Here is a 13,074-nt window from a genome sequence, read left to right as displayed (position 1 = left end):
GCATCAGTCGTATCCCTTCCTGAGGTGTCCCTGGCGCTTGCAGAACGCTAAAAAGGATAGACCATGAGCCTGCCCGTGCTGGCCGCTTTACCTGCTGCGTTACTCCCCCTTGTCGCCCGTGGCGAGCAGTCTTTGCAGCAAGCGTTTGCTGCGCATTCTCCTGAAGCGGCTGAACGCTTCGACAACTGGCCGGAGCATCGTCGCGAGACCCTGCGACGAGTGGTGGCGGCCAGTGATTTTGTGCTGGAGCAGGCTCAGCGTGATCCTCTTATGTTTCTGCAAGTGGCGGATAGCGGTGAACTGGAGTCCAGCCTGAGCAGCGGCAGCCTGCGTGCTCAGCTGGAAGCGGCGCTGGATGGCTGCGATGACGAAGATGAGCTGGGGCGTCGGCTGCGGCGTTTTCGCAACCGTCACCAGTTGCGCATCATTTGGCGGGACATCAGCCGCCAAGCCGATCTGGTGGAAACCTGTCGCGATTTGTCTGATCTGGCCGATGCCTGCGTGGATCTGGCCTATCACTGGCTGTATCAGCGCCTGTGTGCGCAGAGCGGAACCCCCATCGGCAACCGCAGCGGGCAACCGCAACACATGGTCATTCTCGGGATGGGCAAACTGGGGGCGCATGAACTCAACCTGTCCTCGGATATCGACCTGATCTTCGGTTATCCCGAAGGCGGGGAGACCGAAGGGGTCAAACGCTCGCTGGATAACCAGGAATTTTTCACCCGGCTTGGCCAGAAGCTGATCAAAGCTCTGGATGTGATCACTGTAGACGGCTTTGTGTTCCGTACTGATATGCGCCTGCGGCCATATGGCTCAGCCGGGCCGTTGGTCTACAGCTTTAATGCATTGGAACAGTATTACCAGGATCAGGGCCGTGACTGGGAGCGCTACGCCATGATCAAAGCCCGCGTGGTGGGCGGTGATCAGGAGGCCGGCGCGCAATTGCTCAATATGCTGCGGCCGTTCGTGTACCGACGTTATCTGGACTTTTCCGCCATTGAAGCGCTGCGCTCAATGAAGCAGCTGATTCAGCAGGAAGTGCGGCGTAAGGGCATGGCCGAGAACATCAAGCTCGGTTCCGGCGGCATCCGCGAAGTGGAGTTTGTGGCGCAGGCGTTTCAGCTGATTCACGGTGGCCGTGACCTCAGTTTGCAGCAGCGCTCGCTGTTCGCTGTGCTGCATACCCTTGAGGGGCAGGGTTATCTGTCTGGCGAGGTGACCGACGAGCTGCGCGAAGGCTACATCTTCCTGCGCTATGTGGAGCACGCGCTGCAAGCGATTGATGATCGCCAGACGCAAATGCTGCCTGAGGATGACCTGACTCGCGCCCGTGTCGCGTTCATCATGGGTTTCGACAGCTGGCAGGCGTTCCACGATCAGCTGATGTTCTGGCGTGGTCGGGTGGACTGGCACTTCCGCGGTGTGATTGCGGACCCGGATGAAGACGAAGACTCCGAAGACATCGTAGGTGGCGAATGGCTGCCGCTCTGGGAGGATCGTCAGGAAGAGGAAGACGCCTGTCGTCAGCTTGAGGAGGCGGGCTTCCAGTCGCCGCAGTCGGCTTGGCAGCGCCTGATGGGCCTGCGCAGCAGCGTGCAGGTGCGCACCATGCAGCGACTGGGGCGTGAACGGCTGGATGTGTTTATGCCGCGTCTGTTGGCGAAAATCGTCGAGCAAGATAATCCTGATCTGGTGCTTGAGCGGGTTTTGCCGCTGATCGAGGCCATTGCCCGGCGTTCGGCTTATGTTGTCCTGCTCACCGAAAACCCTAACGCGCTGCAGCGTCTGCTAACGCTGTTTGCCGCCAGCCCGTGGATCGCCGAGCAGATGGCGCGCTTCCCGCTGCTGCTTGATGAGCTGCTTAATGAAGGTCGCCTGTTCAAGCCGCCGTTAGCGCCGGAGCTGGCTGCGCAGTTGCGTGAGCGGCTGATGCGCATTCCCGAAGAAGACCTGGAACAGCAGATGGAGGCCCTGCGCCACTTTAAGCTGGCTCACGGCTTGCGCGTTGCTGCTTCGGAAATCACCGGCACCTTGCCTCTGATGAAAGTCAGCGATTACCTGACCTGGCTGGCCGAGGCGATTCTGGATCAGGTATTGGCGCTGTCCTGGCGGCATATGGTCAGCAAGTACGGTACGCCGCGTCGGGCTGACGGCAGCCTGTGTGACCCGGACTTTATTGTGGTCGGCTACGGCAAAGTGGGCGGCCTTGAACTGGGCCATGGCTCCGATCTGGACTTGGTGTTTATCCATGATGGTGATTCGCAGGCTGAAACGGACGGGCCGAAGTCGATTGATGGTGCGCAGTTCTTCAATCGTCTTGGTCAGCGCATCATCCATTTGCTGACCACGCAGACCAACTCCGGTCAGTTGTATGAGGTGGACATGCGCTTGCGTCCATCCGGCGCAGCAGGGCTGTTGGTGAGTTCGCTGGGGGCGTTTGAGCGCTATCAGCAGAGTGAAGCCTGGACCTGGGAGCATCAGGCGTTGGTGCGGGCGCGGGTGCTGGTCGGTAGTGATCGGGTTGGTAAGGCCTTTGAGGTCGTGCGGGCTCAGGTGCTGGGGCGTGAGCGCGACCTGGACAAGCTGCGTACTGAGGTCAGCGAGATGCGTGCGAAGATGCGCGACAACCTCGGGACCAAGGCCACTACAGCGGGCACCGCAGCCAATGCCTTTGACGCCAGTACCAGCTACGACCTCAAGCAGGACGCCGGTGGTATCGTCGATATTGAATTTATGGTGCAATACGCGGCTCTTGCTTGGTCGCATCAGTACCCGGAATTGCTCGAGTTCACCGACAATATTCGCATTCTGGAAGGGCTGGAGCGCGTCGGGCTGCTGCCGGGTGAAGATGCCCGTCTGCTGCAGGATATTTATAAAGCCTACCGTTCGGTGGCACATCGCCAGGCCTTGCAGAAGCAACCTGGGGTGGTAAGTGGAGACCAGTTCGAGAGCGAGCGGCGCACGGTGATGCGCATCTGGCAGGAATTGGGGCTTAACTGAAGACTTTCGTGCTGGCCTGATGCAGGCTGGTGAACCCGGTAATAACGAATTGAGGAGCAGGAACTATGTCGATAGCGTCTATGGCCGATCGTGATGGTGTGATCTGGTACGACGGCGAGCTGGTGCAGTGGCGTGAGGCTAAAACCCACGTTCTGACCCACACACTGCACTACGGCATGGGCGTGTTCGAGGGTGTGCGCGCGTACAACACGCCGCAAGGCACCGCGATTTTCCGTTTGGAAGCGCACACCGACCGTCTGTTCGACTCTGCCCACATCATGGGTATGAAGATTCCGTTCAGCAAAGAAGAAATCAACGAAGCGACCCGTGCTGCGGTGCGTGAGAACAACCTGGAAAGCGCCTACATCCGCCCGATGGTGTTCTACGGATCTGAAGCCATGGGCCTGCGCGCCACCGGCCTGAAAGTTCAGGTGATCGTGGCAGCATGGCACTGGGGCGCTTACATGGGCGACGAGGCGTTGAAAGTCGGGATCAAGGTGCGCACCAGCTCCTTCACCCGTCACCACGTCAACATCTCCATGACCCGCGCCAAGGCCAACGGTAACTACATCAACTCGATGCTGGCCCTGCAAGAAGCCATCTCCGGTGGTGCTGATGAAGCCCTGCTGCTGGACCCGGAAGGCTACGTGGCCGAAGGTTCGGGTGAAAACGTATTTATCGTGAAGAACGGCGTGGTTTACACACCGGAAGTCACTTCCTGCCTGAACGGCATCACCCGCAGCACCATCCTGACGCTGGCTGAAGAGCTGGGGCTGAAAGTGGTTGAGAAGCGCATCACCCGTGATGAGGTTTACATCGCTGATGAAGCTTTCTTCACTGGTACTGCGGCTGAAGTAACGCCGATCCGTGAAGTGGATGGCCGTCAGATCGGTGCTGGCCGCCGTGGTCCGGTCACTGAGAAGTTGCAGACTGCTTACTTCGATCTGGTCACCGGCAAGACTGACGCTCACGCCGAATGGCGTACGCTGGTCAAGTAAGGCGCAGCATTTTGGCGCGTTGCTGGCTGCTAAAAACTTAGCTATGTAACAACAAGGGGGCGCAAGCCTCCTTGGTCGTTTCTGGAAGTGGCATGAATATATTGATCGTAGGCCCGAGTTGGGTGGGTGACATGGTGATGGCGCAGACACTGTTTCAGTGCCTGCAGCAACGTCATCCCGGCTGCGCAATTGATGTGCTGGCGCCGGACTGGAGCCGGCCGATCCTTGAGCGGATGCCGGAAGTACGCAAGGCGCTGAGCTTCCCGCTCGGCCACGGTGTGCTGGAATTGGCCACGCGGCGCAAGATCGGCAAAAGTCTGGCCGGGCAATACGACCAGGCCATCCTGCTGCCCAACTCGCTGAAGTCGGCGCTGGTGCCGTTCTTTGCCGGGATTCCCAAGCGCACCGGCTGGAAAGGCGAGCTGCGTTACGGTCTGCTCAACGATATCCGCGTGTTGGACAAAGAGCGCTATCCGCTGATGATCGAGCGCTTTATGGCGCTGGCCTATGACGCTAACGCCGAGTTGCCCAAGCCATATCCGCGCCCCAGTCTGCAGATTGATCCGGCCAGCCGTGAAGCTGCACTGGCTAAGTTCGGATTGAGCCTGGATCGCCCGGTGCTGGCGCTGTGCCCGGGCGCTGAGTTCGGTGAGGCCAAACGCTGGCCTAGCGAGCACTACGCCAAGGTCGCTGAGCTAAAAATCCGCGAGGGTTGGCAGGTTTGGCTGTTTGGTTCGAAGAATGATCACCCGGTGGGTGAGGATATTCGAGCCCGTCTGATTCCGGGCCTGCGTGAAGAAGCATACAACCTGGCCGGCGAAACCAGCCTGGCTGAGGCGATTGATCTGCTCTCTTGTGCCGATGCTGTGGTATCCAATGACTCCGGCCTGATGCACGTGGCCGCAGCGCTGAACCGCCCGCTGGTGGCGGTGTACGGCTCCACCTCGCCGGGTTTCACGCCGCCGCTGGCGGAACAGGTTGAAGTGGTGCGTCTGGGGCTCGAGTGCAGTCCGTGTTTTGAACGTACTTGCCGTTTCGGCCATTACAACTGTCTGGGTGAACTTAAACCCCGGGCGGTGATTGAGGCGCTGAGCCGCCTGGTTGTTGATCCGGTCGAGGTCCGATAGTTGCGCGTTTTACTGATCAAAACCTCCTCGCTTGGCGATGTGGTTCACACCCTTCCGGCGCTGACTGATGCCGCCCGGGCGATTCCGGGGATTCAGTTCGACTGGGTGGTCGAGGAAGGTTTTGCCGAGATTCCAGCCTGGCATCCTGCGGTCGCGCAGGTGATTCCGGTGGCGATCCGTCGTTGGCGCAAGAACATCATCAAGACCCTGATTTCCGGCGAGTGGCGGCGCTTTAAACAGCGTCTGCGCGAGCGCCGTTATGATCTGGTGATTGATGCCCAGGGCCTGCTCAAAAGTGCGTTGCTGACCCGTTATGTCTCCGCCCCGATTGCCGGGCTGGATAAAAACTCGGCCCGCGAACCGGCCGCCTGCCGCTTTTACGACCGACTTTACGCGGTACCGAAAGAACAGCATGCGCTGGAGCGTCTGCGTCAGCTGTTCGCCCAGGCGCTGGATTATCCGCAGCCGACGACTGTGGCGGATTACGGTTTGAGCCGGGAGCAGTTGGCGGTGGGCGGGCAGGAGCCTTATCTGCTGTTCCTGCATGGCACTACGTGGCCGAGCAAACACTGGCCGGAAGAAAACTGGCGCGAGCTGGCCGAGACCATGAGCGAGCAGGGCTGGGGCATTCGCTTACCCTGGGGCAGTGAAGCTGAGAAAGCCCGCGCTGAGCGCATTGCTGCCGGCATCCCGAATGCAGTGGTGCTGCCTAAGCTGAACCTGGCGGGTGTGGCCAAAGTGATTGCCGGAGCCAGCGCCTGCGTGGCGGTGGATACCGGTTTGGGGCATTTGGCGGCAGCGCTGGATGTGCCAAGCATTTCGCTGTACGGCCCGACCTTGCCGGGCCGCGTGGGCGCTTACGGGCGCTCGCAAATTCATTTGTGTGCCACCGGGCCGAATGCCGGTCTGGGGGATCGCAACAAACCTTGTTTTGAGAGCCTGCCGGCCCAACGTGTAGCAACTGAGTTGCAGGCGTTGTTGTTGGCAGAGGGCGTTATCTGATGCAGCTGGCTTTTATCCTCTATAAGTACTTCCCTTTTGGTGGTCTGCAGCGCGACTTTATGCGTATCGCTCTGGAGTGTCAGGCGCGCGGCCATGCTATCCGGGTCTATACCCCGATCTGGGAAGGCGAGGTACCGGAGGGCTTTGATGTGGTGGTGGTGCCGGTCAAGGCACTGTTCAACCACAAGCGCAATGAGAAGCTGACTGCGTGGATCAAGGCCGATTTGGCCAAGCGCCCGGTGGATCGGGTGATCGGTTTCAACAAGATGCCGGGCCTGGATGTCTACTACGCCGCCGATGGCTGCTATGAAGACAAGGCTCAGACCCTGCGTAACCCACTGTACAAGCTGGGTGGGCGCTACAGGCACTTTGCCGATTATGAGCGGGCGGTGTTTGCGCCGGAGTCCAAAACCGAGATTCTGATGATCTCGGAAGTGCAGCAGCCACTGTTTATCAAGCATTACCACACGCCGCTGGAGCGCTTTCATCTGCTGCCGCCGGGCATCGCGCTGGACCGTCGGGCTCCGGCAAATGCCGCTGAAATTCGCGCCGAGTTCCGTCGTGAGTTCAAGCTGGCAGAGGATGATCTGTTGCTGGTGCAGATCGGCTCTGGCTTCAAAACCAAGGGCCTGGATCGCAGCCTGAAAGCGGTGGCTGCTCTGCCTGCTGAGTTGAAAAAACGCACCCGCCTGATCGCCATCGGTGCGGATGATCCCCGTGCCTTCAAGCTGCAAGCCAAGGCGCTGGGGATTTCCGGGCAGGTGGATATCCTCAAAGGTCGCAGCGATATTCCGCGCTTCCTGCTGGGGGCTGATTTGTTGATTCATCCGGCCTACAACGAGAACACCGGTACGGTACTGCTGGAGGCGCTGGTCGCCGGGCTGCCGGTGCTGGTGACCGATGTATGCGGTTACGCCCATTACATCGCTGAAGCGGATGCCGGGCGGGTACTGGACAGCCCGTTCGAGCAGTCCAAGCTGGATCGCGTACTCAGCGAAATGCTGGTTGATCCGGCGCAGCGTCAGGCTTGGTCACGTAACGGCCTGGCTTATGCTGAGACAGCTGATCTGTATTCGATGCCGCAGCACGCGGCCGACATCATTCTGGCGGGTCACCATGAAGCTTGAGTTAGCGCAACCGTTCGCCTCACTGTGGGCCGGGCGTGATCCCTTCGAAGCGGTAGAGGCCCTGCAAGGTAAGGTCTACCGCGAGCTGGAAGGCCGCCGCACGCTGCGTACCGAAGTGGAAGGGCGCGGCTATTTCGTCAAAATCCACCGTGGCATTGGTTGGCGCGAAATCGCCAAGAACCTGCTGACGGCCAAGCTACCGGTGCTCGGTGCCGAGCAGGAGTGGCTGGCGATTCAGCGCTTGAAGCAAGTCGGTATCCCGACCATGACGGCGGTAGCGTTTGGTGAGCGCGGCAGCAATCCGGCGGCTCAGCACTCATTCATCATCACCGAAGAACTGGCGCCGACGATCGATCTCGAGCAGCTGACCATGAACTGGCGGGAACAACCGCCAGAGCCCCGCCTTAAGTGGGCGCTGATCCGCCGTGTTGCGGATATGGTCGGAGGCATGCACCGCGCGGGCGTTAACCATCGCGATTGCTACATCTGTCACTTCATGTTGCATACCGATAAGCCCATCGATGCCGATGATTTGCGTCTGTCGGTGATTGATCTGCATCGCGCCCAGGTGCGCCAAAAAACGCCATTGCGCTGGCGCAATAAAGACTTGGCCGCCCTGTATTTCTCGGTGATGGACATTGGCCTGAGTAAGCGCGACACGCTGCGTTTCTTACGTCATTACTTCCAGCGCCCTCTGCGTCAGGTATTGCGCGAGGAGCAGGCACTGTTGGGCTGGCTGCAGCGCAAAGCGGATAAGCTGTATGCGCGCCGAGTGCGCTATGGTGGCGCTTTGTAAGCAGTACTGCCGCTACGGCAAGATAGAAAACGGGGCGCACATTGGGGCGGCCCGGCGAGTCGTGTTGAATTATGTAGGCCTGGTCTTTGTGCCGGCCTTTTGTTTTTTAGTGGTCCGGTGAGGGTGTCCGGCGCTTTTGACCTGTGCGTTGCACGATGTGCAGCAGAGGTAGGGCGGCTTGGAACCGTTCGCTGCTACAAAGGTGGAGCGAGTTAATGTCGAATTGGCGGCTTGAGCCTGAATACGCCAGTTTGCAGCAAGAGTTTGGCAGTCTCGATGCTGTTTTTGCTTTGCAGGGGGAGCGGTTGACCTCGGACCCGTTATCCGAGGTGATCCTGCTTGAGCGTGCTGGGGTGCGTTATTACGTCAAGCGTTACTGGGGGGGCGGTAAGGGCCTGCGCCGGTATGTCGGCCGCCCGCGGGTTAAGGCTGAATGGCAGAACCTGAAGAACTTCATCAAATGGGGTATTCCAACGGCACCGATTGTGGCCTACGGCCTGGAGCGGCGCTTCGGGTCATTTCTGCGCGGTGCGTTGATTACCCGTGAGCTGATTAATACCCAGGATCTGGCGCAGATGGTGGCGAACCAGGACTCGCGCCTGAACGATCCGGCCTGGGTGCAGACTGTCAGCTTGCAATTGGCCCAGGCGACCCGGACTTTGCATGATCAGAACTTCGCTCACAACGATCTGAAGTGGCGAAATTTGCTGGTCAATGATCGGGCTGAGCTGTTCCTGATTGACTGCCCGACCGGCGCATTCTGGTGGGGACCCTTCCTGCAATACCGGATCATTAAGGATCTGGCCTGTCTGGATAAGGTGGCCAAGTACCAGCTGAGCCGCACCCAGCGTTTGCGTTTCTATCTGCAGTACAGCCAGAGCAAGCGCCTGAGTGCCGGGCAGAAAAAACAAATCCGCCGCATTGTTGGATTCTTTGAGGGCAGGGAATGAGTGATTTTGTGGCCGCCGCTGACCAGGCGATCTTGCAGCGCCATGGTCTGAACGACTTTGATGCGCTGTGGGCACTCAAGCTGGAAGCGGTGGATGAACCCAACACCGAACGCGGTGGCTGGAGCAGTGTGTATCGCCTGGATTTGGGCGAGGCGGTGTATTACCTCAAGCGGCAAAGCAACCACCTGACCCGTACGCTGCTGCATCCACTGGGCGAGCCGACGTTTGCCCGTGAGTTTCGCAATATTCAGCGCTACGCCGAACTGGGAATTCCGGCCCTTGAGGCGGTGTTTTTCGCCCAGCGCCGGGTGCCCGGAGAGCAGCGCGCGGTGTTGCTGACCCGAGCGTTGGATGACTGGCAGGATCTTTATTCTTACCTGCCTGAGTGGCGTGAGCTGGATGACGCTCGCCGGATCGCAATTCTCGCTGCCTGCGGTGACTTGGCTCGTCAGCTGCATCAGGCCGGGCAAATGCATGGCTGTTTCTATCCCAAGCATATTTTCCTGCGTCCACAGGGCGATCGCTTCGAGGCATGCCTGATCGATCTTGAGAAGACCCGTCCGCTGTTGCTGGGTCGCCGTGATCGGATCAAAGACATTGAGCCGCTGGTGCGGCGTGCAAGTGTGTGGGATGAGGCTGATCTGAGGCATTTTCTGGACGCCTACCTGAGCGACCCGGCAGAGTTAAGCCCGTGGCTGAGTCGTTTGACCGCTCGCCGCCGAAATAAGGAGGGCCGCTGATGAAATTGGCCGATCTGGCTGCTGCTGGTCGTACCCCTGAACTGCCTTTGCAACTGGAACTGGCGGATGCCGCAGGCCCGGCGCAATTGACTGTCCAGCGCTGGCTGCGTGTGCTGCCGGGGCAGCGCTATGTAGGGCAGGCGCTGTGGCGTGGGCGTCCGGTGTTGGCCAAACTGCTGGTGGGCAGCAAGGCCGCCCGCCACTTTCAGCGCGAGCTGCAGGGGGCACGTTTGCTCGCTGAGCAGCAACTGACCACGCCGCTGTTGCTGGCGGACGGTCTGCGTGAAGGTGAGGGCGGCTGGCTGCTGTTTGAGTATCTTGACGGTGCCGAAAGCCTGTGGGATGCCTGGCATGCGGTGGAAGGCGAGCCGCTGCTCAGCGATGCTCAACAGACTGTGCTGGGTGAGGCGCTGGCTGCCATTGCGAACATGCACAGCAAAGGCTTGTGGCAGTCCGACTTGCACCTGGACAACCTGATGCGACACAACGGCCAGCTGTACATCATCGATGGTGGCGGAGTTGAGGCGCAGGAACCGGGTAAGCCGTTGTCCAGAGACAAGGTGCTGAGCAATTTGGGCGTGTTTTTCGCCCAGTTGCCGGTTGAGCTGACGCCGTTTGTTGAAGAGCTGTCGGTTCACTATCTGCTGGCGAACGGTGAGCATGCTTTGCCGCTTGAAGCGCTGCTGAAAGAAACGGAAAAAGTCCGTAAATGGCGTTTACGTGACTATCTGCGCAAAATTGGCCGTGATTGCAGCTTGTTCGCTGCAAAAGTCAGCGCCTTCGGACTGCAAGTGGTCGTGCGTGAGGAAGAGCAGGCTTTGCAGTCGCTGCTGAACAATCTTGATGTCTTTACCGAGCAAGGCCAGGTGTACAAGGCTGGTGCTTCGGCAACGGTTTCCAGAGTCCAGCTGCAGGGCCGCGACCTGATCATCAAGCGCTACAACATCAAAGGCGTACTGCACTGGCTCAAGCGCTTTTGGCGACCCAGCCGGGCCTGGCACAGCTGGGTTGAAGGCCATCGCCTGGAGCTGTTGGGTATTGCGACGCCTCGCCAATTGGCTGTGGTTGAGCGCCGTTGGTTCTGGTTGCGCTCGCGTGCCTACCTGATTACCGATTATTGCTATGGGCAGGATATAATCGACCGTTTTCAGCCCTATGCCGACAATGATGGCGGGGAGTTACCCCCGGAGGCAGAGCTGGTAGCGCTGGATCACCTGTTTGCCGCTTTGCTCAGAGAGCGAATCAGCCATGGTGATTTCAAAGGGCGCAATCTGTTCTGGGACGAGCGATTGGCGCGTTGGTCGCTGATTGACTTGGATGCCATGCAACATCATCAAAGTGCGAGCGGTTTTGCTAGGGCATACGCCCGTGACCGCGCGCGTTTTCTGCGCAACTGGCCGGCTGATTCGGCCTTGTATCAGTTGCTTGATCAACGTTTACCGCTGGCACCTGTGGCCGGTGAGCCTGTTTAAAAGAGGTTAGATCTGTGGCATTGACGATTCTCGGCCTTTCCGGCGCGCTCAGCCATGACCCTTCCGCCGCGCTGTATATCGACGGAAAACTGATTGCCGCAGCAGAAGAAGAGCGTTTTGTGCGCGATAAGCATGCGAAGAACCGCATGCCGTATGAGTCGGCCAAGTTCTGTCTGGAACAGGCTGGTATCAAACCGTCGGATGTTGATGTGGTAGCGATCCCGTTTGCGCCCATCAGCCTGTTTGGCAAAGCTCGCTGGCACTACGCCAAGCGCTACTGGTACGCGCCTGATCGCGCTCTTGATGCGATCCTGATGGGCAACCGCCGCTACAAGCGCTACCGCAAGAAGATTGTCTGGTGCCTGGAGCAGCTTGGTTTTGACACCAAGAAGATCAAAATCGAGCCGGTCGAGCACCACCTGGCCCACGCCTCCAGCGCCTATCACTGCTCCGGTTTCACTGAGAAAACCGCGATCATGGGCATCGACGGTAAGGGCGAGTACGCCACGACCTTCTTTGGCTATGGCGAGAACGGCAAGATTCATAAGATCAAAGAGTTTTACGATCCGGACTCACTGGGCGGTCTGTACGGTGCAATCACCGAGTTCCTCGGTTTCGAAATGCTCGATGGCGAGTTCAAAGTCATGGGCATGGCACCGTACGGTGATGCCAGCAAATACGATTTCTCGCGCCTGGCCAAGTTTGAAAACGGTGAGTTGGTGATCAACACCGACTACGCCAACGTCATCGGCCTGCGCCGCTACAAAGAGAAGGGCAAAGGTTTCTACTTCTCACCCAAGCTGATCGAGTGGTTGGGGCCGAAGCGTGAAGGCGATATCGCCGATGATCCGTACATTCACTACGCCGCCAGCATGCAAGCGCTGTTCGAGAAGCTGGCGCTGGAAATGATGGATTACTACCTGGGTGACATCATCAAGCAGACCGGCAAAATTGCTTTCGCCGGTGGCTGTGCGCTGAACGTTAAGCTGAACCAGAAGATTATCGCCCGCGACGAAGTTAAAGAGCTGTTTGTCCAGCCTGCGTCCGGCGATGCCGGTACGGCGGTCGGCGCGGCTGCGTATGTTTCGCACCAGCGCGGCGTGCCTGTGGAGAAGATGGAGCACGTTTACCTCGGCCCGTCTTACAGCAACGAAGATGTGATCGCAGCCTGCGCCCGTCATCCGAACAAGCCGAACTGGCAGAAGATTGATGACATGCCTCAGCGCATTGCCAAAATCATGGCGGAAGGTAATCCGGTGGCTTGGTTCCAGGGCCGTATGGAGTTTGGTCCGCGTGCGTTGGGCGGCCGTTCCATCATCGGTTGCCCGAGCGTGCCGGGCGTGGCTGATCGCATCAACGAGCAGATTAAGTTCCGCGAACGCTGGAGACCTTTCTGCCCGTCCATGCTGGATACCGTTGGCCCACAAATGCTCAAGGTCGATCACCCAAGCCCGTTCATGACCTTCACCTTCGAGGTTAATGAAGAGTGGAAAACCCGTGTGCCTGAAGTTGTGCATGAGGACGGGACTTCGCGCGCGCAAGTGCTCAAGCGTGAGTACAACCCACGTTATTACGACATGATGGTTGAGCTTGAGAAACTGACTGGCAACGGGGTTTCGCTGAACACCTCGCTGAACCGTCGTGGTGAGCCGATGATCTGTTCTCCTACCGATGCGCTGAACATGTTCTACGGTTCAGACCTGCAATATCTGATCATGGAAGACATTTTGGTGGTTAAAGAGTAGTCAGCACGCGGACAGTTGAACATCTAAAGGGGGAGTGCTCTGGCAAGCGTTGGAGCACATCTCTGACGTTTCAACTGCCACAGTGTCAGGCTGTGCTGAATCGGGATGCAGGTT

General features: G+C 58.8%; 10 protein-coding genes. All 10 read left to right on the top strand.

The features are described from left to right. Positions 1–63 precede the first annotated feature (63 nt). The 10 genes from glnE to AO726_RS19285 all read left to right on the top strand — a co-directional run bounded on the left by glnE (position 64) and on the right by AO726_RS19285 (position 12,960). Entirely contained in the window at positions 64–3,003 is a 2,940-nt protein-coding gene (gene glnE / locus AO726_RS19330; RefSeq protein ID WP_058069744.1) for a bifunctional [glutamate--ammonia ligase]-adenylyl-L-tyrosine phosphorylase/[glutamate--ammonia-ligase] adenylyltransferase, read from the top strand. A gap of 65 nt (positions 3,004–3,068) precedes the next feature. Then, entirely contained in the window at positions 3,069–4,001 is a 933-nt protein-coding gene (locus tag AO726_RS19325) for a branched-chain amino acid transaminase (protein WP_058069743.1), read from the top strand. 92 nt (positions 4,002–4,093) lie between these two features. Continuing rightward, positions 4,094–5,128, top strand: a complete 1,035-nt coding sequence (waaF, locus tag AO726_RS19320) for a lipopolysaccharide heptosyltransferase II (RefSeq protein WP_058069742.1) — start codon at positions 4,094–4,096, stop codon at positions 5,126–5,128. Next, complete coding sequence (waaC, locus tag AO726_RS19315; RefSeq protein ID WP_058069741.1) at positions 5,129–6,130, top strand: lipopolysaccharide heptosyltransferase I; 1,002 nt, start codon at positions 5,129–5,131, stop codon at positions 6,128–6,130. It begins immediately after the preceding gene. Beyond that, entirely contained in the window at positions 6,130–7,257 is a 1,128-nt protein-coding gene (locus AO726_RS19310) for a glycosyltransferase family 4 protein (RefSeq protein ID WP_058069740.1), read from the top strand. Before waaC ends, AO726_RS19310 begins: the two co-directional genes overlap by 1 nt. Next, positions 7,247–8,053, top strand: coding sequence for a lipopolysaccharide core heptose(I) kinase RfaP (rfaP, locus tag AO726_RS19305; protein WP_058069739.1), 807 nt, complete (start codon positions 7,247–7,249; stop codon positions 8,051–8,053). The genes AO726_RS19310 and rfaP overlap by 11 nt, the downstream gene beginning before the upstream one ends. 215 nt (positions 8,054–8,268) lie before the next feature. Then, positions 8,269–9,003, top strand: a complete 735-nt coding sequence (locus tag AO726_RS19300) for a lipopolysaccharide kinase InaA family protein (RefSeq protein ID WP_058069738.1) — start codon at positions 8,269–8,271, stop codon at positions 9,001–9,003. Then, a complete protein-coding gene (locus tag AO726_RS19295) occupies positions 9,000–9,743 on the top strand; it encodes a lipopolysaccharide kinase InaA family protein (protein ID WP_058069737.1) in 744 nt (247 codons plus the stop codon). The genes AO726_RS19300 and AO726_RS19295 overlap by 4 nt, the downstream gene beginning before the upstream one ends. Then, entirely contained in the window at positions 9,743–11,215 is a 1,473-nt protein-coding gene (locus tag AO726_RS19290; protein WP_058069736.1) for a lipopolysaccharide kinase InaA family protein, read from the top strand. Before AO726_RS19295 ends, AO726_RS19290 begins: the two co-directional genes overlap by 1 nt. Before the next feature lie 14 nt (positions 11,216–11,229). After that, on the top strand, positions 11,230–12,960 hold the full coding sequence (locus AO726_RS19285; RefSeq protein ID WP_058069735.1) for a carbamoyltransferase family protein: 1,731 nt from the start codon (positions 11,230–11,232) through the stop codon (positions 12,958–12,960). The last annotated feature ends 114 nt before the right edge of the window (positions 12,961–13,074 follow it).

The sequence above is a fragment of the Pseudomonas sp. TTU2014-080ASC genome (genome assembly GCF_001446935.1).
GTDB lineage: Bacteria > Pseudomonadota > Gammaproteobacteria > Pseudomonadales > Pseudomonadaceae > Aquipseudomonas.
Note: the sequence above shows the minus strand (reverse complement) of the source record. Positions and strands in the feature narration are given on the sequence as shown.

What these genes read in the sequence shown, in the direction of transcription:
- glnE (WP_058069744.1), top strand. Translation starts at nt 64, where the DNA reads ATGAGCCTGCCCGTGCTGGCCGCTTTACCTGCTGCGTTACTCCCCCTT.
- AO726_RS19325 (WP_058069743.1), top strand. Translation starts at nt 3,069, where the DNA reads ATGTCGATAGCGTCTATGGCCGATCGTGATGGTGTGATCTGGTACGAC.
- waaF (WP_058069742.1), top strand. Translation starts at nt 4,094, where the DNA reads ATGAATATATTGATCGTAGGCCCGAGTTGGGTGGGTGACATGGTGATG.
- AO726_RS19310 (WP_058069740.1), top strand. Translation starts at nt 6,130, where the DNA reads ATGCAGCTGGCTTTTATCCTCTATAAGTACTTCCCTTTTGGTGGTCTG.
- rfaP (WP_058069739.1), top strand. Translation starts at nt 7,247, where the DNA reads ATGAAGCTTGAGTTAGCGCAACCGTTCGCCTCACTGTGGGCCGGGCGT.
- AO726_RS19300 (WP_058069738.1), top strand. Translation starts at nt 8,269, where the DNA reads ATGTCGAATTGGCGGCTTGAGCCTGAATACGCCAGTTTGCAGCAAGAG.
- AO726_RS19295 (WP_058069737.1), top strand. Translation starts at nt 9,000, where the DNA reads ATGAGTGATTTTGTGGCCGCCGCTGACCAGGCGATCTTGCAGCGCCAT.
- AO726_RS19290 (WP_058069736.1), top strand. Translation starts at nt 9,743, where the DNA reads ATGAAATTGGCCGATCTGGCTGCTGCTGGTCGTACCCCTGAACTGCCT.